The 19,768-nt window shown below is 63.2% G+C and carries 16 protein-coding genes; 5 read left to right on the top strand and 11 right to left on the bottom strand.

Translation table 11 applies throughout. From position 1 onward, the window contains the following. Window positions 1-311: 311 nt before the first annotated feature. Together KF757_09890 and KF757_09895 are read left to right on the top strand one after the other, a co-directional pair. Window positions 312-1,757: a hypothetical protein gene (locus tag KF757_09890; protein ID MBX3323288.1), complete on the top strand. Its 1,446-nt coding sequence runs from the start codon at window positions 312-314 to the stop codon at window positions 1,755-1,757. 90 nt (window positions 1,758-1,847) lie between these two features. After that, a complete protein-coding gene (locus tag KF757_09895) occupies window positions 1,848-3,293 on the top strand; it encodes a DUF1080 domain-containing protein (GenBank protein ID MBX3323289.1) in 1,446 nt (481 codons plus the stop codon). Here KF757_09895 and KF757_09900 read toward each other — a convergent pair. The 6 genes from KF757_09900 to pdhA form a co-directional block, all read right to left on the bottom strand. Further along, complete coding sequence (locus tag KF757_09900) at window positions 3,281-5,485, bottom strand: RecQ family ATP-dependent DNA helicase (protein MBX3323290.1); 2,205 nt, start codon at window positions 5,483-5,485, stop codon at window positions 3,281-3,283. The two genes, KF757_09895 and KF757_09900, sit on opposite strands and share 13 nt — an antisense overlap. A gap of 33 nt (window positions 5,486-5,518) precedes the next feature. Next, a complete protein-coding gene (locus KF757_09905; GenBank protein MBX3323291.1) occupies window positions 5,519-7,174 on the bottom strand; it encodes a potassium channel protein in 1,656 nt (551 codons plus the stop codon). 114 nt (window positions 7,175-7,288) lie between these two features. Beyond that, window positions 7,289-8,677 (bottom strand): 2-oxo acid dehydrogenase subunit E2, encoded by a 1,389-nt coding sequence (locus KF757_09910; protein MBX3323292.1) that lies wholly within the window; start codon window positions 8,675-8,677, stop codon window positions 7,289-7,291. A gap of 193 nt (window positions 8,678-8,870) precedes the next feature. After that, complete coding sequence (locus tag KF757_09915) at window positions 8,871-9,020, bottom strand: hypothetical protein (protein ID MBX3323293.1); 150 nt, start codon at window positions 9,018-9,020, stop codon at window positions 8,871-8,873. Beyond that, on the bottom strand, window positions 9,005-9,979 hold the full coding sequence (locus KF757_09920; protein MBX3323294.1) for an alpha-ketoacid dehydrogenase subunit beta: 975 nt from the start codon (window positions 9,977-9,979) through the stop codon (window positions 9,005-9,007). The genes KF757_09915 and KF757_09920 overlap by 16 nt, the downstream gene beginning before the upstream one ends. A 42-nt stretch (window positions 9,980-10,021) precedes the next feature. Next, window positions 10,022-11,161, bottom strand: coding sequence for a pyruvate dehydrogenase (acetyl-transferring) E1 component subunit alpha (gene pdhA, locus KF757_09925; GenBank protein MBX3323295.1), 1,140 nt, complete (start codon window positions 11,159-11,161; stop codon window positions 10,022-10,024). Window positions 11,162-11,393: 232 nt separating this feature from the next. Between pdhA and rpsL the strand changes: the two genes are divergently transcribed. Both rpsL and rpsG read left to right on the top strand, forming a co-directional pair. Then, window positions 11,394-11,762, top strand: a complete 369-nt coding sequence (gene rpsL / locus KF757_09930) for a 30S ribosomal protein S12 (protein ID MBX3323296.1) — start codon at window positions 11,394-11,396, stop codon at window positions 11,760-11,762. Between the two features lie 135 nt (window positions 11,763-11,897). Next, window positions 11,898-12,392 carry a 30S ribosomal protein S7 gene (rpsG, locus tag KF757_09935; protein MBX3323297.1) on the top strand — a complete coding sequence of 165 codons (495 nt, stop codon included), beginning with the start codon at window positions 11,898-11,900 and terminating at the stop codon, window positions 12,390-12,392. Window positions 12,393-12,603: 211 nt separating this feature from the next. Here rpsG and mdh read toward each other — a convergent pair whose 3' ends face one another. Beyond that, on the bottom strand, window positions 12,604-13,554 hold the full coding sequence (gene mdh / locus KF757_09940; protein MBX3323298.1) for a malate dehydrogenase: 951 nt from the start codon (window positions 13,552-13,554) through the stop codon (window positions 12,604-12,606). A 321-nt stretch (window positions 13,555-13,875) separates the two neighbouring features. Between mdh and KF757_09945 the strand changes: the two genes are divergently transcribed. Then, window positions 13,876-14,670 (top strand): hypothetical protein, encoded by a 795-nt coding sequence (locus tag KF757_09945; GenBank protein MBX3323299.1) that lies wholly within the window; start codon window positions 13,876-13,878, stop codon window positions 14,668-14,670. A 29-nt stretch (window positions 14,671-14,699) separates the two neighbouring features. On the opposite strand, the gene asnB is transcribed toward KF757_09945, so the two are convergent. The 4 genes from asnB to KF757_09965 form a co-directional block, all read right to left on the bottom strand. Beyond that, complete coding sequence (gene asnB / locus KF757_09950) at window positions 14,700-16,580, bottom strand: asparagine synthase (glutamine-hydrolyzing) (protein ID MBX3323300.1); 1,881 nt, start codon at window positions 16,578-16,580, stop codon at window positions 14,700-14,702. 53 nt (window positions 16,581-16,633) lie between these two features. Next, window positions 16,634-18,028, bottom strand: a complete 1,395-nt coding sequence (locus KF757_09955) for a serine/threonine protein kinase (GenBank protein ID MBX3323301.1) — start codon at window positions 18,026-18,028, stop codon at window positions 16,634-16,636. 208 nt (window positions 18,029-18,236) lie between these two features. Continuing rightward, window positions 18,237-19,427 carry a TrkH family potassium uptake protein gene (locus tag KF757_09960; GenBank protein MBX3323302.1) on the bottom strand — a complete coding sequence of 397 codons (1,191 nt, stop codon included), beginning with the start codon at window positions 19,425-19,427 and terminating at the stop codon, window positions 18,237-18,239. Next, window positions 19,418-19,762, bottom strand: coding sequence for a hypothetical protein (locus KF757_09965; protein ID MBX3323303.1), 345 nt, complete (start codon window positions 19,760-19,762; stop codon window positions 19,418-19,420). The genes KF757_09960 and KF757_09965 overlap by 10 nt, the downstream gene beginning before the upstream one ends. Window positions 19,763-19,768: the final 6 nt, after the last annotated feature.

The raw sequence follows: 19,768 nt of genomic DNA on the forward strand, positions 1-19,768 counted from the left end.
ACCCCCGCGCGGCGCCGGTCGGTCTTTGTTTCGACTCGTGGTCGCACAAGGCCGCCCTGTCCGAAGGCACGATCGGGGCGATGACGCAAACCTCCAGTCAATCGTGCCTCACCGCGCGGCCAAGAGAAGGAGAAAAGAGGACAAAGAAGAGTTCTGCGCGCTCTGGCACCCGTGTCGCGCTACCGGGCATCGAAATGGCCGATTTGTCTTGCATCGCCGCCGCGCCGGGGGTATGCTGGCCGGACGCGAGCAGCGGCGGCCGTGGGGAATGTCTCCTCGGGTTGTGGTTGCGCAAACCCTGGAGAACGACCATGCCGATCAATCCCGTGAAGTGTTCCACGCGCGCTGCGGCGTCTGTGTCCGGCGCGGCCCTGGCGTGCGCCGCGCTGGCGCTGGCGTGCGGCTCGGCCGCGGCGCAGCCGACTGTCCCCAATGGTTTCTCGGCCCGGCTCATCGCGCCCGTGCTCGATGGAGTGATGCCCGAACTCTCGGCGATCGATCATCCGTCTTTCGGCAGCGGAGTTGTCTCCGCGACAGTCGCAAACAACATCGCAACCTTCCGGCTCATCAGCCCCTCGGGCGTGATTTCCAACCTGGGCACCTTTACGACCAGCAACCTGTTCAATGCGCTGAGCATCCACTTCGATCATGACAACATCATCGCGCCGCTCATCCACGCGACGCTCTATCGCTTCTCTCCAGGGAGGGATACCCTGTACCTGACGATCGCGCCGGGCGGGCAGGTCACGCAGCGCTGGATTCTCGGCGCGTCGAACAACCAACTCATGTATAACTTCGCCCTGACCGACGGCTCGGCGGGCAACCCGGTCGGGGCGGTGCTGCTCGATCGCAACGCAAGCAACGGCACCGTGCTGGCGCGGATGGACACCGACTACCAGGTGACCGTTGTCGCGCAGAACTCGGTGCCCTCAGGCCGCGTGGACACCGATGTCTGGGGCATGCAGCGCGATGTGACGGGGCTGTACGGCGGCGGAGTCCTGATTGCCGACTCTGACGACAACGATCAGCGCAGCGCGATCTACGAAATGCGCAACGTCATGACCGGGGGCACCTATCGCCAGATCAGCAATGTCCACTGGAACACGCTGCGTTACGGCGACCTGGCGATCGTGGCCGGCGGCGACTTCGGCGGCGTCATCTACATCACCGACACGCTGAGCAACCAGATCCAGCAGGTCGCAACCGACGGCACTCACACGATGTGGGCCAGCGGTTTCACCGGTCTTGACGCGCTGGCGATCAGCCACGACGGCATGAGCATGTACGCGGCCGACGCCAGCGGCATCTGGCTCATCCGCGCGACCGGCACGCAGCCCGGGCCGGTCATTCTTGCAACCGATCCGTCGATCCCGGCTTCGTCGCACCTGACCGGCGGCCCGGTTTCGAGCGCCCGCATCATCTTCAATGAAGCCGTGTCGTTCACGCAGGCGCACATCTCGATTGTCAACAGTGCCAACCAGAACGTTGGCTTCGCCGCCTCCGGCTCGGGCAGCCAGTTCATGCTCCTCTCCTTCGCCCAGCCGCTCAAGGCCGACACATACACGGTCACGATCAGCGATGCCGTGCTCTCGGTCGCGACCGGCGAGCCGCTCGACGGCAACAACGACGGGACCAGCGGCGGCGACGCGGTCGTGACGTTCAAGCATTTCTGCCTGGCCGACACCAACACCGATCGCGTGCTCGATTTCTTCGACGTGCAGACGTTCCTCAACGCCTATTCGAGCCAGTGCCAGTGAGTGCAGCGCGCCGGGCAGGCCTAGGTGGGCATATCCCTCGCCTCGCGCCCCCGCCTTGACACGACGCCGCAACACGCGACGATCCTTCTTATGCACACCACGCTCCTCCCATCGCGCAAGCCGTTGTCATTTCGCGTCCCGCTGCCCGCGCTGCCCGCACTGGCCGCACTGGCTGCCGCACTGCTCGCCTCGCCCGCGACGGTGCTCGCCCAGCCCGAAAACATCGCGCCCCAGCCCGCGCACACCATCGCCCGCCCCGAGCCCATCTTCAATGGCCGCGACCTGAGCGGATGGTGGGGGGCCGAGACGGAAAACCCCGCAGACTATCTCGCCCTGACGCCCGATGAACTGACACGCAAGAAAGCGCAAAGCCTCGACAACATCCACAAACACTGGCGCGTCGAGGATGGAGAGCTCATCAACGACGGCCACGGGCTCTATCTCACCACCGATCGCTTCTTCGGCGACTTCCACCTCATGCTCGAATACCGCACCGTCGCCGGCGCCGACAGCGGGATCTATCTCCGCGGCTACCCGCAGGTGCAGATCTGGGACACGACCGAGGCCGGGGGCAAGTGGAATCTGGGCGCGGACAAGGGTTCGGGCGGTTTGTGGAACAACTCGCCCGATGCGCCCGGCAAGGATCCGCTCCGCCTGGCCGATGCGCCGTTCGGGCATTGGAACGCGCTCGAAGTCATCATGATCGGCGAGCGCGTGACGGTCATGCTCAACGGCCACGTCGTCGTCGATCACGCCCGGCTCGAAAACTACTTCGACCGCAGCAAGCCGCTGATCGCGCGCGGGCCGATTCAGTTGCAGACCCACGGCGGAGAGATCCGCTTTCGCAACATCGCGGTGCGCGAGATCAGCCCGCACGAAACCAACATGGCCCTGCTGCGCGGCGGACCGATGCGGCACGCCGGTTTCGACGGCCCGCGCTTCGAACAGGTTTTCAATGGCCTGACCCTCGCGGGCTGGGCGGGCGACACCGACAGTTATGAAGTCGTCGATCGCACGATCCGCTGCCTTCCCGGCAAGGGCGGCACGATCTACACCGAAAAAGAGTGGGACGATTTTGAGGCCAAGTTCGAGTTTCTCCTCCCGCCCGGCGGCAACAACGGCCTGGCGATCCGCTATCCCGGAGCGGGCGACACCGCCTACGTCGGCATGTGCGAACTCCAGGTTCTCGACGACACGCACCCGAAGTACGCACGACTCGACCCGCGGCAGTATCACGGCTCGGCCTACGGCATGGTCGCCGCCCATCGCGGGTACCTGCGTCCGGTCGGGCAATGGAACGTCCAGTGGGTGCGCGTCGTTGGCAGCCGGATCACGGTCGAACTCAACGGCACGCAGATCCTCGATGCCGACCTGGCAGCAGTCACCGATTTCATGGGCGAGGCGGCCCACTACGCCGGACGCACGCGCACGAGCGGCCACTTCGGCTTCGCGGGCCACCATGACCCCGTTGCGTTCCGCTCGATCGAGATCCGGCGGATCGAGGCGGGCGCCGATGCCGCGTCTCAGCCGCGCTGAAGCACGCGAAGGTGAGCGACGACAATGCGAATCGTGCTGTAGTCAACCTGTTCGCCGAGCGCTTCAAAAATGGGCTTCAGCCGTTCGAGCCCGGTGCTGCGTGCGGCCTGCTCGACCGTCGCATACGTGGCCGGGTCGATCCAGGCGCTGATGTCAGCGGGGGCCGTGGCTTCGATCCACGCCCCGAGCTTCTCAGCAATCGTTCTTTGTTTCAAGCCCAGCGCGAGCGCGACCTCCTCGATCGACTGTCCGCGCTCGAAGTACGCGGCTGATGGATGAGCACGCACGCGATCGACAGACAGGGTTGACACGCGCGGCGACGTGATGTCCACCGGTCCTGTCCGGGCGGCAGCATCGGGATTGCTCTGGCACCACTGACGCACCACATCGACCACCGCCTCCCCGAACTGCTCGCGCTTGCTCGCGCCGATGCCCGAAATCACCGCCAGATCACTGATGTTCGTCGGCCGGCGCCGCGCAATCTCATGCAGGACGCTGTCATGAAAGATCATGAACGGCGGCAGCCCACGCTCGGTCGCCAGCGCCATGCGCATCGCGCGCAGCCGCTCGAAGAGTTCGGCCTCCGGACCGCCTGGAGTGTTCGAGCTGGTTTCGGCGGGGCGGGCCGCGCTGACCAGCGTCACCGGCTTCTTCCCGCTCAGCACTTCCCACGAGCCCGCGCACAGCGTCACCGTCGGATAATCGCCGCTCCCGCGCGCCAGCGCCCCCTGATCGACCAGTTGATGCACGTACCCGGCCAGTTCGGCCTTGGGCACATCCTTGAGCAGGCCGTGCGTGCTCAGCCTGTCGTGGCCCCGATCGAGCACTCTCGCCGCCCGCGAGCCGCGCAGCACGTCCACGATGTGCGCGGTGCCGAACGACACACCCGAAGCCCGCTCACACCGCGCGACACACGACAGAATCTTCTGCGCCGTGACCATCGGCGTCTCATTGACGACCATCTCATCAAGGCAGACATCGCACGCGTTGCAGTTGGCAAACGCATACGTCTGCCCGAAGTGCGCGCTCAGCGCCGCGTGGCGGCAAGTCCTGCCGGCCGCGAAGCGCCCCATCATCGCGACCTGCTCGATCGATCTGGCGGTGATGGCCCGATCGACCCCCGCCTCGGCATTGCTCTTCTCGATCAGCCGCGACCACTTCTCGACGTCGCCCCCGCTGTAGAGCAGCACGCACTCGGCCTCGAGCCCGTCGCGCCCGGCCCGCCCGGTCTCCTGCTGATACGCCTCGATACTCTTGGGCAGGGCTGCATGGAGCACGCACCGCACGTTGGAGCGATCAATCCCCATCCCGAACGCCACCGTCGCCACCACCACATTGAGCCTCTCGCACGCGAACCGCTCCTGCACCCTCGTGCGGTCGCGCGCACTCAGCCCGGCGTGATACGCCCGCGCTTCGATGCCGCGCGACGAAAGCATCTCGGCCACACGCTCGGTCTCCTTGCGGGTGATGCAATACACAATCGACGCCTCATCTCTGTGGCGGCCCAGCACGCCCGCGATCTGCTCATCCGCCCGCGTGCGCGGCACAATCCGGTACGTCAGGTTGGGCCGATCGACATCACCGACGATTACTTCCGGCTCGCGCAGCCGCAGTTGCCTGATGATGTCCTTGCGCACACGCTGCGTCGCGGTGGCCGTGAAAGCGCTCAGCGCCACGCGCGGCAGGGAATCACGCAACACCCCCAGCGTGCGATACTCCGGGCGAAAGTCGTGCCCCCAGCTGCTCACGCAGTGCGCCTCGTCGATCGCCACGCGCGTCACAAACGGATAGTCAGCTAGCACACCCAGCAGGCCGCCGCTGAGCAACCGCTCGGGCGCGACATACAGCAGCCGCAATCGCCCCGCCGCAAGCTGGTCGAGCACCTCCTGCTGCGTGCCGGCATCCATCGACGAGTTCAGACACGCCGCCGCGACGTTGAGCACCCGCAGCGCATCGACCTGATCCTTCATCAGCGAGATCAGCGGGCTGACCACGATCGTCGTGTCGCCGTTCACCAGCGGCGGCAACTGGTAGCACAGGCTCTTGCCCCCACCCGTCGGCAGCACGGCCAGACAATCCTGCCCCGCCAGGGCCGCCCGGATCGCCGCCGCCTGCACCGGTCGCGGCTCGGTGAACCCCCACACGCGGCGGAGAATGTCAAGAGCAGCGCCAGGAAGCGAATGGGGCATCATGTCACAGGATACCCCAAGCGCGGCCTGCTTGCATCACTCCTCATCGCGCGCCAGCGACTCCAGACGCTCCTCGGCTCCGCTTCCGCCGATCATCAGCAGCTCGCTGCCTTCGATCAGCGGCTCGGTGGGCGACGGATTGGCACGCATCACGCCATCCACATACACCGCGACAACACTGCACCCGGCACGACGCCGCAGCGCCAGATCCGCAAGCGACCGCCCGGCCATGTCGGCGTCCACCCTGAAGCGAAAGACCGTCAGCCCCTCGGCCAGCATCAGCATGCTCGAGCGGTCGAGCAGGTTGAGCACATAACTTGAGAAGATCGACGCAGTCGAAATCACGAAATCCGCCCCCGCGCGGTGCAGCGTCTCGACGCTGCGCTCAAGTGACGAACGACTGATGATCTGAATGTCCGGCCGCAGGTGGCGAATCAGAATCGTGAGATACACATTCGTCGCGTCGTCGTGCGTCGTGATGACCACCGCGTGCGCCGCGTCCAGCCCGGCCGAGCGCAGGACATCGGGATCCGAGGCGTCGCCTGTCACGAGCGAGGCCTTGGCGCTGGCGCGACTCGATCGCTCGATGAGGCGATGCTCCACGCCCCGACGTTCGAGCGCCCGCGCCGTCGCCGTGCCGACCCGCCCCGCGCCGATGATCAGCACATGCCCGTCTGAGACGTTGTAGATCGAGAACTCCTCGTCATAACGCTCGAGCTGGGCGGCCGTGCCCGCAAGGACAAGAATCGTGCTCGACGTAATGACCGTCTCGGGGCCGGCGGGTTGAAATTGCCCGCGATCCCACACACCCACGACCGTCACGCCCAGTTCATTGAGCCGGTTTTCTCGCAGAGTCTTGCCCACGAGCGGCGTCCGCAATGCGTTGGCCTCGGCGATGCGAAGCTCGTCGAGCGAACCAATCACATGCGTCATCGCGTCGCCGCCCACGATGCGGTGTGCCAGCGACGTACCCGTGACATGCCCCAGCGAAAGCACCTGCGAAACGCCAGCAGCGCTATACACCTTGTCGGCGTGCGCCCGACTGGCCACCGCAATCACCCGCACAGACTCGCTGACCGCACGCACCGCGATCGTAACCGCGGCATTGTCCGGGTCGTCGAGCGTCGTCACCACCAGCGCCGCCTTCTCAATGCGCGCAGCGATGTAGGTCTGAGGATCATCCACCTCGCCGACCATCACGCTGATGCCCTGATCGTGCAGTCTGATCGCTTCCTCCACATCACTGACGATCACGACATGCGGGCGGCCCCGACGGACAAGACGCGTCACCAGCGACGTCGTGAGCGGGCCGAACCGCGTCATGATGATGTGCCCCTCCGTGCCTGCCGGCAGCGAGCGAGGCGCGATGGCAGCCTTGCGAGCTTCCATCCACGGGCTGTAGAAAAACTGGATGAACGCGAACGGCAGCAGCGTCAACATGAACAGCGTGCCCGAGATGATGACAACGATCGAAAACATGCGGCCCGGTGTCTCACGGAACGTAATGTCGCCAAAACCGAGCGTCGACATCGTCACCAGCGTCCAGTAGATCCCATCGAAAAATGAGTGTTCCTGCCCTTCGTGACGCATGAAAACCTGGAACAGCGCCGCATAGATCACCACAAGCGCCGCAAGCGCCAGCAGAAAACGCACCAGCACCCCGACATTGCGCCGACCGGTGCGATTGGCCATCAACGCGATCAAATTGGCAGGCAAAGCCTTGTACATGGGTCGTTCATCGAGCCGCTCAGCCCAACACCGCCAGCGCGGTACGCCTTGAGGAGGCACCCTGTCCTCAACAGGAACCTACCCGCGCGCCGGAGTCAGCAACTGGTTCGGAGCCTCAATCAATCGCACGATCTCGGCCAGACACAACGCAGCCGTCGCGCCGTCCACCACACGATGGTCGCACGCCAGACTCAGCGGCATCAACTTGCCGACGCGGAACCAGCCGTTCTTCACGACCATCCCCTCGCGCGTGCGGCCCACCGCAAGAATCCCGACCTCCGGAGCATTGATTACGGGCGTCGCAAACCGCCCTGCATGACTCCCGACGTTGCTGATCGTGAACGTCGAGCCCGACAGCGACTCGCGCCCGATCGAACGGTCGCGCGCCGACGCCGCAATGCTCGCAATCTGACGCGAAATCTCCAGCACCCCCAGCCGATCCGCATCCCGCATCACCGGCACCATCAGCCCGCTCTCGGTGTCGGTCGCAATGCCCAGGTGCACGCTGCGATGCTGCACAATCTCGCTCGCCTCGTCATCCACAGTGGCATTCAGCGCGCCAAACTGGCTAGTCAACGCACGCGCCACCGCCGAACACACGAACGGCAGGAAACTCACCTTCTCACCCGACGCAGCGGCAAGCTGCTTGCGAAGCAGATCCAACTCCGAAACATCCGCCTCGTCCATCACGGTAAAGTGCACCGCAGTGTCAACACTGGCCCGCAGACGCTCGGCAATCTTGCGCCGCACACCGCGGAACGGCACCCGCGTCGCCTCTGCTCCCGGCTCGAACGCAACACGCTGCACCGCCGGTGCAGGTGCCGCCGTCGCCGCAGCGACATGAGCACTCGATGTCACACTCGGCGTAGTACGCGGGGCCGCAGGTGCACGCGAGGCAGCCTGGCGCGGCGAGCCGCCACCGGCTGCAAATGACTCAATGTCCTTGGCCGTCACACGCCCGCCAATGCCCGAGCCCGGCACAAGATCAATCTCCACACCAAGATCACGGGCAAGCCTGCGTACAGCCGGCGTCGCAAGCGCCTTGCCTTCGCGGGCCGACATGCCCGGCGTCTCGGCGCTCATCGCCCCGACCACCGTGCCCGCGTCCTCATCGGCCGCGCCGTTGTTGTTCATGCCCGCCTTGGTGCCCTGTGCCTTGGCCGGCTTGTCTTCGACATGCGATGCTGCCGGGCTTTCGCTGGCATTCGATCCGCCTTCATACGTCACGAGCGGATTTCCGACATGCAGAATCTCGCCCGCCTCGCCGTGCAGCGTCTTGATCACGCCCTTGCGCGGGCTGGGCACTTCCACAAGAGCCTTGTCCGTCTCCATCTCGGCAAGAATGTCATGCTCCTCGACACTGTCGCCCACCTTGACCTTCCACGCAATGAGTTCGGCCTCATGCACGCCCTCACCGAGGTCCGGAAGAATGAACACGTTGGGATCTGTCGAAGTCTTGCCTGCCATGATGTACTCAACCCCTGTTACGCTTATTCTGTGTCATCTTCAGGAAGAGAATGAAAAGAACGATACCGCCGACGAGAACGAGCGTCACGATTTCAAGCGGTTCCTCATAACCTTCAAGCACGCGTGATCTGGGCCACCCACGCAACCTCATTAAAGAATGGTCGTGCAGCGCCTCCCCAGCGGTGAGCATGCTTTACCCTCGCGACCATTCCTTTGCAATCTTCGTGGTCAGCACGAGCCCCATCAGCAAACCCATGGCAATCATCACCGTCATGATGATTTTCGTCACATCGCCTTCAGGTCGAGCAATCTCTGCTGCTGCAATCATCAATACGCCAGGCATTCACGAATCCCCTTTCCGATGCGGTTGGCATCCGGCAGATAGTCAAGCTCCAACTTGTAATACGGCATGATCGTATCGAACCCCGCGACTCGCTGCACGGGCGCTTCAAGATGCAGGAAGCATCGCTCCTGAATCCGCGACGAGATCTCCGCCCCCAGCCCGCACGTCAGCGGCGCCTCATGCACCACCACACACCGCCCCGTCTTCTCCACACTCGCCGCGATCGTGTCCGTGTCGATCGGGTCAATCGTCCGCAGGTCAATCAACTCCACGCTCACGTCTTCGGGAAGATCGTCGAGCGCTTCGAGGCATTGAAACACACTCGCGCCCCACGTCACAATCGTCAGGTCCTCGCCCTCGCTCACAATCTTCGCCTGCCCGATCGGAATCGTGTATTCCTCCTCCGGCACCTCCTCGCGATACGCCCGATACACCCGCTTGGGCTCAAAGAAAATCACCGGATCCGGATCCCGAATCGCACTGATCAGCAGCCCCTTGGCGTCATACGGTGTGCAAGGCATCACCACCTTCAACCCCGGCGAATGCGTGTAGATCGCCTCCGGCGAGTCCGAGTGCAGTTCCGGCGCATGGATCCCGCCACCAACCGGCACCCGAATCGTCATCGGAATCGTGATCGCACCACGCGTGCGGTTGCGGAATCTCGCCGCATGATTCACAATCTGGTCATACGCCGGGCCCAGGAAACCCTCGAACTGAATCTCCGGCACCGGCCTCATCCCCGCAATCGCAAGCCCGACCGCCGCACCCAGAATCCCCGATTCATCCAGCGGCGTGTTCTGCACGCGATGCTCGCCGAACCGCTCCGCCAACCCCTCCGTCACCCGAAAAACCCCGCCATTGACCCCGACGTCTTCGCCAAGAATCACCACGCGATTGTCGCGCTCCATCTCCTGCGCAAGCGCCTGATTGATTGCCTGAACTAGTGTGAGATTGGCCATCACATGACTCCGAGCGGCCGGGCCGACGCCCGACACGCATCATTATGCGTTCTGCGTTTCCGCCTTCAGTCCGATCTGATCCGGGTTCTGCCCGAGACTGCTCGTCCGCATCGTGTCGCGCTGCGTACGCAAATCATCATCGAGCGCCGCGAACATATGGTCAAAGAACTCCGCTCTCTCCGGTGCTTCGATCCCCTGGGCCGCAGCCACGATCTCGCCCACAATCTTCTCCGCCCGCGTCTGCAACTCCAACTGCCGCTCATCCGTCCACACCCCGCGCATCTCCAGATACTTCCGCGTCCGAATCAACGGATCCTTCGCCAGCCACTGCCGCACCTCATCCTCCGACCGATACCGCCGCGCATCATCCGCCGTCGTGTGGTCGCCAAGCCGATACGTCACGCCTTCGATGAAAAACGGCGCGCTGTTCTCCGTGCAGTACCGCCGCGCATCGCGTACAGCCTTGTACACAGCGAAAATATCATTCCCATCAACCTGCAGCGCCGGCATCTCGTACGCAATCGCCTTCTGCACCACCGTCGGCGAGTTCATCTGCTGCTCGCGCGGCACGCTGATCGCCCACTGATTGTTCTGGCAGAAGAAAATCACCGGCACACCCAGCGTCGAGGCGAAGTTCATCGCCCCATGAAAATCGCCCTCGCTCGTCGCGCCATCGCCAAAGTACGTGATCGCGCAGCGGTCTTTCTCACCGCGCAACTTGAACGACCACGCAATCCCCGTCGCGTGCAGCATGTGCGTCCCGATCGGCACACTGATCGGCGTCACCAGCACCCCCTCCGGAATCTGGTTCCCGCGCTCATCGCCCATCCAGTGCAGCAGCACATAGTGATACGGCAGGCCGTGCATGAACATCGCGATATTCTCGCGGTAGCACGGCACAATCCAGTCCTTCCCCTTGACCATCGCCAGCCCCGACCCCGCCGCATTGGCCTCCTGCCCCTTGTTCTGCGGATACGTCCCCATCCGTCCCGAACGCTGCAACTTGAACGCAATCTCGTCCAGATGCCGCCCGATCCACATCTGCTCGTACAGATACATGACCTGCTCGTCGCTCAGGATCGGCTCGCCATCCTCCATCCCCAGCGATTCGTCAAAATTCCCCTCCTCGTCGAGGATCTGGAGGTTGTCGATGGCAGCGGTATAGACGGTTTTTCTAGGCATAGGGACTCTCCGCAGGTCGGCAGCCTCGATGTCGCGACCGCCTCTTCAAGCCAAGCGTATGCCTTCCCCCCGCCCCAGACCGCCCCGCGAGCCCCATCCGCCGTCCGCTCAGCCCGCGTGCACCTCCAATCTCTCCTCAAACCGCATGAGTCGTGCTAGAGTCACGCTCGGCCCCTTGCCCGGGCCGAACTGAGGGCTACCATTAGGGCCCGTTTTGGAGGATGTTTTCTTCATGCCCACGATCAACCAGTTGATTCGCAAGCCACGCCGCACCCCGATCGAGAAGTCAAAGTCACGCGACCTCGACTCGTGCCCACAGCGCCGCGGCGTCTGTCTCACCGTCAAGACCACCACGCCAAAGAAGCCGAACTCCGCGCTCCGCAAGATCGCCCGCGTTCGCCTCTCCAACGGCAAGGAAGTCACCGCATACATCGGTGGCGAAGGTCACAACCTCCAGGAACACTCCATCGTCCTCGTCCGTGGCGGCCGCGTCCGCGACCTCCCCGGCGTCCGCTACCACGTCGTCCGCGGAGCACTCGACTCCCTCGGTGTCGATGGCCGCAAGCAGGGACGCTCCAAGTACGGCGCCAAGAAAAAGTAATCCAGTTCAACCACAGGCCCGAACGCGTGTCCGGGCTTTTCTCACCCACGGCAAGTAATCGGTAAACCCCCCGACCGGGGCACGCCGGTGAACACAAAGCGGGCTAGTTCCCGCAGATGAGCCAAGGAGTTCAAAATGTCCGGTCGCATCACAGCGTCAGAGTCCCAACTTCGCCCAGACCCGCGGTACAACGACATGGTCGTGGCCAAGTTCATCAACTGCATCATGCGCGAGGGCAAGAAGACCCGCGCCGAGCGCGTCGTATACGGCGCAATCGATCTGCTCGACGAAAAACTCGCCAAGAACGAAGAAGAAGGCAAGCCACCGCACGGCCTGGCAGTCTTTCACAAAGCCGTCGAAAACGCAAAACCCTACGTCGAAGTCCGCTCCAAGCGCATCGGCGGCGCCAACTACCAGGTGCCGATCCAGGTCAACCGCAAGCGGCAGCAGTCGCTCGCGTTCCGCTGGCTGATCGAAGCCGCCCGCAGCGACAAGGGACGCCCCATGGCGGCTCGCATGGCCGACGAACTCTGGGCCGCAGCACGCGGCGAAGGCAAAGCCATGGCCACCCGCGAACAAACCCACCGAATGGCCGAAGCAAACAAAGCCTTCGCCCACTTCGCCAAGTAACCAACCCTCCCTCTACAACCCTGCCTCTATTACCCCTCCCTCTACAACCCCGCTTCCTCCACAACCCCACAAAACTCCAAAGCCCAGGGATCCCAATCCCTGGGCTTCTTTTTTCTCCTCACTCCACCGCACCAGGGCACCCCAGGCGATGGCAACTCCGCTCTCATGCCCATGCTCAGACCAGCATGGGCATGCCGCCTGCACGCAGTTCTCACGCCAGATCAGGGAAGAGTTTCTTGACCGTGTCGACCAGGTCGCGGACGTGGCTGGACGATTCGTCAAAGAGTTTCTGTTCCTCGGGCAGCAGTTTAAACTCGACGATTTTCTCGACCCCGCCTGCGCCGAGCAGAGCCGGCACGCCGACGAAGAGGCCCTTGGCGCCGAACTGCCCGTTGCAGTACGCCGCCGAAGGGATGATGCGCTTCTTGTCCTTGATGATCGCCTCCGCCATCTGCACGCTCCCCGATGCCGGGGCGTAGTAGGCGCTGGTGCCCATGAGTTTGACAATCTCGCCGCCGCCGACCTTGGCGCGCTCCACACAGGCCGCAATCTTGTCGGCCGGGAGCAGATCGGAGACCGGGATGCCGTGGACGCTGGTGAGGCGTGGCAGGGGCACCATGTCGTCGCCGTGGCCGCCGAGCAGCAGCGCCTGCACATCCTCGATCGAGCAGCCGACCTCCCAGGCGATGAACGTGCGGAAACGCGCGACATCGAGCGCACCGGCCTGGCCCATGATGCGGTGAGTGGGGAATCCCGACGACTTCCACGCGGTGTACACCATCGCATCGAGCGGATTCGAGACGACGATCACGCAAGACTCAGGAGCGAACTCCGCGACCTTCTCGCTCACAGCGCGGACGATCTTGACATTGGTTTCGATGAGGTCGTCGCGACTCATCCCCGGTTTGCGGGGGATGCCGGCAGTAATGATCACAACGTCCGAGCCTGCAATGTCCTTGTAGTCGGACGTACCGACGATGGCCGAATCGAAGCGCTCGATCGGGCCGCAGCAGGCCAAGTCGATCATTTTGCCCTTGGCGAAATCACCTTTTTCGGGGATGTCGAGGACAACGATGTCGCCCAGTTCCTTCGCAGCGGCCCAATGGGCACAGGTGGCTCCGACGTTTCCGGCTCCGATGATGCTGAGTTTCGCGCGACGCACGGGGATCTCCTTGGATTCTGTTTGGTGCTGAGGCGGCTTCATAAACGAAGCGGAGCAAAGTATAGGGCGGTCAGGCGGAATCATGCATCTTTTTGAAGTGGTAGTCCGAAGGGTGGGCAGAGAAGTGAAAAATATTTAGGCTTGGGGTGAAAATACCGTAAATATGGAACCCAAGTGTCGCTAAAACGGAAAGTTGTGATAGAATAGAGAAGGTGGGTTTGTCGCTGCTTGGGAGGGGAGGGCTCGGCGTTGAGGCCTCAAATTTCCAGTGGCGGATTCAAGAGTCCCGATCGGGACCACAGTGTGCAAGAGGAGATGAATATGAAGCGATCGATGATTGGTGCGGCATTGGTTCTCGCTGCGGGGAGCTTTGCCAGCGCGGATACGTTCCTCGTGACTCGTGGCGACCAGATGTTCCGCTACAACTCAAACACGAACACAATTGACCAGTTCACAATGACCGACACATTCCACTCGCTGTCCAACACGAAGCTGGGTGTCATCGGCGTGAGCAACCTTCAGGAGAACGTCGGCAACCCGCCGCCGGACTTCGAAATCTGGCGCGTTGACAACATCAACACGGTTCCAAGTCTGACGCGCATCGGCACCTCGACCGATCAACGCTTCCCGTCGTTGACGCAGGTTGGCAACACGATCTACGGACTTGGCGAGGGCAACATCGTCACGCTCGACAACAACTTCAATCAGACGTTTGTCACGAACATTCAGCCGGGCGAAGCGATCGGTGGCTCGGGCTATGACCCGATCTCGGACACCTTCTATGTGACGAGCCAGACCACTGACCGTTTCTTCACCCTCGACCTCGGCAACGGCAGCCTCAACGCGATCGGTTCGCTCGGCATCGACGTGCGTAACCAGGGTGGCGAGTGGTGGCGCGGGCAGTATTGGGCTGCGTTCGAGGATCTGACCAATGACCGTCTCGTGCTTGGCACGGTGGACACGGGTTCGGGTCTCTTCACGATGCACGTCGTGCTTCAGAACGGGCTAGGCGATCTGGTTTCCAACCGCACTGTCGGCCTCGCGATCATCCCCAGCCCGAGCGGGTTGGCGCTGCTCGGCCTTGGCACGCTGGCAGCTCTGCGTCGTCGTCGCTGAACGATCGACCTGAGACTTGATTGATTCCTTTACAACGCCCGGGCTTCGGCTCGGGCGTTGTTGTTTGTATCGATGCCGCCACGCGAGCCGAAAATCGCGGCATCCCAGAGCGCGAGATTGATCATCGGCCAGGCGATGCGCCAGGCCGAGCCCGGGTTCTGTGCGACGATCTCGATGGCGGCGGTGCTGAAGATGTCTCGCACAAGCGTGCTGCTGCGCACGCGCGGCGCGAGCGTGTGCATCCACTCCTGAAACGGGAGAGGGAAACTGGCTTTGGGGCGTGCGAGAGGCTCTGCCGGAATCATGTCAGCAAAAGCGCGGCGGAGCGGGATTTTGGTTTCGACATGAGTCTCCACACGATCAGTACGCCAGTTGATGAGCGCATCCATCGAAAGGCTGCGGGCGTGGGCGGCAACGACGGCATCGGCCAATGGCGTGCGGCCCTCAACGCTTTCAAGCATGGTCGAGGTATCGAGACGCTGGAGAAGGCCGGCCAGATTGACGCGCTGCTGAAAGAGCAGGTGATGATGCAGGCGGCGATCCAGAGACGTGCCCGATGCGGCGGCTGCGGCGGCGCGCTCGCACCAGCGGAACTCGCGCTCGAGCTCGCAGGCGAGCAGTTCGTCACGGTCGGTGTCGAGCGTGAAGCGATCGGTAAGGGCTGCGGGTTTGAGCGAGGTTGGAATCCAGGCGTTGGATTCGATCTCGAAACGGGCCATGTCGCTCAGCGAAGCGTGGGGATTGCGGGCGTGAAAGTCGCGCGCCAGAGCGAGCGAGTGGTCGTAGCCCCCGAAGAGTTCGTCGGCGCCTTCGCCCGAGAGCGCGACGGTGTGGCTGGCGGATTTGAGATCGCGTGCGACGGCGTTGATGGCGACTTCGTTGGGAGTGCTGAGCGGAACACCCAGGCGTGTGATGAGCGATGGCCAGAGTTCGGAAAAGGCGTGATGATCGATGATGGTTTGTGTGTGCGCCAATCCGAGCGATTGTGCGGCGCGGCGTGCGCAGGCGAGATCGTCAGTATCGCTGGCGGGTTCGGGGCTGCCGGCGCAGTAGGTGTGGAGGCCAGAGTGGTGTTGTGCCGAGACAGCGGCGATGATGGTGCTGTCGAGCCCGCCACTGAGCAGACTGCACAGCGGGACATCGGTGCGCAGGTGCGCGACGATTGAGCGTTCAACGATCTCGCGCGTTGTGGCGTCTGGGGCGCGAGTGATGAGGCTGTTGTCGCAGATGTCAGGTTCGAGCGTCGGGTCGCGCAGGTCAAAGGTGAGCCACTGTCCGGGGCGGACGGTGCGGACGCCTTCAAAGAGTGTGTGATCGGTTAGTGTTGTGCGGATCGTGGTCAGATAGTGGTTGATGGCGTGGAGATCGGGGCGTGCAGGGACGTGCGGGTGAGCGAGAATCGCGCGAGGTTCTGACGCAAAGACAAGCTCGAGGTGGTCGCCCGCAGGGCCAATCCAGTAATAGAGAGGTTTGATGCCCAGCGGGTCGCGTGCCAGAATAAGGCGATGTGCAGCGAGATCGAGATATGCGAAGGCGTACATGCCTCGCAGGTGCTCGGCAGCGTCGGAGCCGAAGCGGGCGAGGACGGCAAGCAAAGTCTCTGTGTCGCAGTTCGAGGCGAATGTCACGCCCTGACGGGCGAGGCGATGGCGCAGCTCGGTGTCGTTGTAGAGTTCACCGTTGTAGACAAGTGCGTGCCGGGCATCAGGCGTGAGCATGGGCTGGTGGCCGGCGGGTGTGGGGTCGAGAATGCTCAGACGCCGATGGGCCAGGGCGACGTTGGGGGTCGACCAGATGCCGGCGTCGTCGGGGCCTCGGTGTGTGAGAAGATCGCGCATGTGCGCGAGCCGCGCGGGCGAAACAGAGAGTCGATAGGGGAGCGCACAAGCCGCGCCGACGATGCCACACATGACTGGAGCATCGGACGGATAGCAGGTGAAGCCGAAGAAAATGGGGGCGTGAATCAGGAACTGGCAAGGAACTGCCAGAGATTCAAAGCCAGACTGATGAGAAACATGCCGACCAGAACCAGGAAGAGCGGTTCGACAAGGAGGTCTGAGATCGGCGGCTTGGCTGAGGGCGATGAGGAATCGATCGGGAGTTCGGCGGGTGCGGACGCCTCGGCAGCGGCGAGCTGGGCCAGTTCGTCGACAGCGTTGATTTCACGATGAGCCAGTGGAGGAGTTTCATTCCGGCGCAGCGCCCGAAGATCGACGAGCAGGTCGGTGCAGTTGCGGTAGCGGGCACCGGGTTTCTTGGCCATCATCATTTCGATGACTTCGCTGATGCCTGCCGAGAGTTTCGGGTTGACGTGATCGGGCGGGACCAGGTCGGCCTTGAGATGCTTGTGCATGACCGACGTCGGGTTCTTGCCCTCAAAGGGGACGGACCCGGTGACCATGTGGTAGAGGGTGGCGCCAAGCGAGTAGATGTCGGCGGGCGGAGCGATATCGACTTCGCCGCGGATCTGCTCGGGGCTGATGTAGTAGGGCGTGCCGAAGGCCTTGCCTTTTTCCGCTTCCGCAGCATCCTTGTCGGAGATGGCGCGTGCCAGACCCATGTCGGCGACCTTGACCACGCCTTCCTTCGAGATCATCAGGTTCTTCGGCTTGATATCGCGGTGGATGAGACCCTTCGAGTGCGCGTGTTCGAGGGCTTCAGCGACCTGAATGACGATATCGAGAGCTTCAGATTCGGCGTAGCGCTTGTGCTTGACGATGTCGTCGTGGACAGTGCGTCCTTCGACGTACTCCATGACGAAGTAATACACGTCGCCGGCGCGACCGACATCGAAGGCCTGCACGATGTTGGGGTGATTGAGTTGAGCCGCGGCTCGCCCTTCGGCAAAGAAACGCTCGATGAACTGCGGGTTCTGGCTGTGCTGCTTCGGCAGGACCTTGATGGCGACTGAGCGATTGAGACTCAGTTGGCGTGCTCGATAGACCGTGGCCATCGCGCCCGAGCCGAGTTTGACCTCGATCTTGAATCCCGGGATCTGCTGGCCGGAACGTTCGGCCTCGATGCGCTCCTTGAGGCGTGCGAGCTGACGCTTGGTGATGAACTCCTTGTCCAGGAGAATCTGTGCCAGCGATTGATCGCGTCGGTCTTCGCCTTCGGTCGTGTGCTTGGCGGCGGTCAGGCAGGCTTGCACTTCGTCGGTGGTGGCCAGCCCCTGCTCAACCACGAGTCGACCGACCAGCGTGTCGATGTTGGTGTTGCCCTTCGCAGCGCGCTGAATGGCTTCTTCGACTTCCTCGACCGACAGCTCGTCGCTGTTGTTTGCGATGGGCGTCGTGTCGTCGCTCCCTGCCAGCGGCGCGGTCTTGTTCGGATCTTGTTCTTGCGACGAGTGATTCATGTCGAAGAGAAGCCTCGGATGGTGAGAGGGAACGTATGGGGGGATTCAGGCGCTGTCAAACTCCCTCCAGTTTGACAGGCCCCTATTGCCCTTACGCAGTTCATCGCTCTGTGGATCGGCCGGACAAGGGTTCCAAGCCCAATCTCAGCATGCGTGTGCAGCTGATGGTTCCATAATTTGAGGGATTCCAGAGTGTGCAAGGCCCGCTTCAATCACGCCAGAATCTGATCGAAAAGAGGACGAGGAGGGCAAAGATTTCGAGTCGGCCCAGGAGCATGACGCCGCACAGCATGAGTTTTGAAGGCTCGCCGAGCCACGCGTAGGTCTCGGTGGCACCGACACGCCCGAGGCCCGGACCGACCGTGCTGAAGCAGGCCACCACAGCGGTGCCGGCCGTGGTGAAGTCGATTGCGGGCTCGAGGAGCAGCAGCACGCCCGTTCCGACGACCCAGAGCAGGATCACGGCGATGAAGTAACTCATGGCCGCGCGCATGGCGGTGTCGTCGATGATGCTGCCTCCGACGCGCACGGGGCGCACGACGTTGGGGCGGAAGGAGCGTTCGATTTCACCGGCAAGAGCGCGCACGACGATCCAGACGCGAATGACCTTGATGCCGCCGGAGGTCGAGCCCGAGCAACCGCCGATGAACATGAGCAGGACAAGAAGCGACTTGGCAATCAGAGGCCACTGATTGAAGTCGCTGGTGGCAAAGCCGGTGGTGGTCTGAATGGTCGCGGTCTGGAAGGCAGCAGCGCGGACGGCTTCGACGGTCGTCGCGCTGGCAGCCTGGCCCGCGGTCGAGGTGATGGATGTATGCACGATGACAGCAGCGATGATCGCGGTGACGACGGCGATCGACCCAAGATACAACCGCAGTTCGGTATCGGCCAGGACCGCGCGAAAGCGCCTGCGCACCAACTGGCAATACAGCCCGAAGTTCGCCCCACCGAGGATCATGAAGAGAATGATGATCCATTCGATGCCCGGCGAGCTGAAAGCAGCGGCCGAGGCATCGCGCGTGCTGAATCCGCCGGTCGCCAGCGTCGAAAAGGCGTGGCAGGTCGCGTCGAACCAGGTCATGCCGGCCAGACGCAGAGCGATGAGCTGAGCAAGCGTCAGGCACGAGTAGATGATCCAGAGCAGACGCGCAGTCTGGCGCACTTCGGGGCGCACGCCCGAACGTGTTGTGCCGGTCTCGGCGACGAACAGGCGCTTGGTGGCCGCGCCGAGGCTGGGCAAAATGGCGACGAAGAGCACGATGATGCCCAGCCCACCGATCCACTGTGTCAACGCACGCCACAGCAGGATGCTCCGAGGCATCTCGTCAAGCCCGCTGATGATCGTCGCGCCCACCGTGGTCAGCCCGCTGACAGCCTCGAAGTAGCAGTTCACCGCCACCGGAGCAGCGCCCGCGCGGGAATCTCCGAAGGACACCACAGCGCCCAGAAGTAGTACGGCAGGCTCGCCAGCGCCGCACCGACGATCCACGTCAGTGCAACCAGCAGCATGGCCTCGCGACGCTCGATCTGGGGCGTGGCACGCCTGAACGGCACGAACGCAAGCAAGCCCGCGAGCAGCCCGCACGCTCCAGCAACGGCAAAAGCGGCAGGCGTGCGCGATTCAAGATCGTCCGTGAGACCAAGCACGAAGGCATACGCCCCGAGCGCTCCCAGCACGCACGAGAGTGCAAGCAGGAGCACACCGATCTGCCTGATGACGAAGCGGTGGTTCATGGCGGA

The organism is Phycisphaeraceae bacterium (assembly GCA_019636795.1).
Classification (GTDB): domain Bacteria; phylum Planctomycetota; class Phycisphaerae; order Phycisphaerales; family UBA1924; genus JAHBWW01.

Coding starts and splice junctions, on each gene's coding strand:
- KF757_09890 (MBX3323288.1), top strand. CDS start 312: ATGCCGATCAATCCCGTGAAGTGTTCCACGCGCGCTGCGGCGTCTGTG.
- KF757_09895 (MBX3323289.1), top strand. CDS start 1,848: ATGCACACCACGCTCCTCCCATCGCGCAAGCCGTTGTCATTTCGCGTC.
- KF757_09900 (MBX3323290.1), bottom strand. CDS start 5,485: ATGATGCCCCATTCGCTTCCTGGCGCTGCTCTTGACATTCTCCGCCGC.
- KF757_09905 (MBX3323291.1), bottom strand. CDS start 7,174: ATGGCCAATCGCACCGGTCGGCGCAATGTCGGGGTGCTGGTGCGTTTT.
- KF757_09910 (MBX3323292.1), bottom strand. CDS start 8,677: ATGGCAGGCAAGACTTCGACAGATCCCAACGTGTTCATTCTTCCGGAC.
- KF757_09915 (MBX3323293.1), bottom strand. CDS start 9,020: ATGCCTGGCGTATTGATGATTGCAGCAGCAGAGATTGCTCGACCTGAA.
- KF757_09920 (MBX3323294.1), bottom strand. CDS start 9,979: ATGGCCAATCTCACACTAGTTCAGGCAATCAATCAGGCGCTTGCGCAG.
- pdhA (MBX3323295.1), bottom strand. CDS start 11,161: ATGCCTAGAAAAACCGTCTATACCGCTGCCATCGACAACCTCCAGATC.
- rpsL (MBX3323296.1), top strand. CDS start 11,394: ATGCCCACGATCAACCAGTTGATTCGCAAGCCACGCCGCACCCCGATC.
- rpsG (MBX3323297.1), top strand. CDS start 11,898: ATGTCCGGTCGCATCACAGCGTCAGAGTCCCAACTTCGCCCAGACCCG.
- KF757_09945 (MBX3323299.1), top strand. CDS start 13,876: ATGAAGCGATCGATGATTGGTGCGGCATTGGTTCTCGCTGCGGGGAGC.
- asnB (MBX3323300.1), bottom strand. CDS start 16,580: ATGTGTGGCATCGTCGGCGCGGCTTGTGCGCTCCCCTATCGACTCTCT.
- KF757_09955 (MBX3323301.1), bottom strand. CDS start 18,028: ATGAATCACTCGTCGCAAGAACAAGATCCGAACAAGACCGCGCCGCTG.
- KF757_09965 (MBX3323303.1), bottom strand. CDS start 19,762: ATGAACCACCGCTTCGTCATCAGGCAGATCGGTGTGCTCCTGCTTGCA.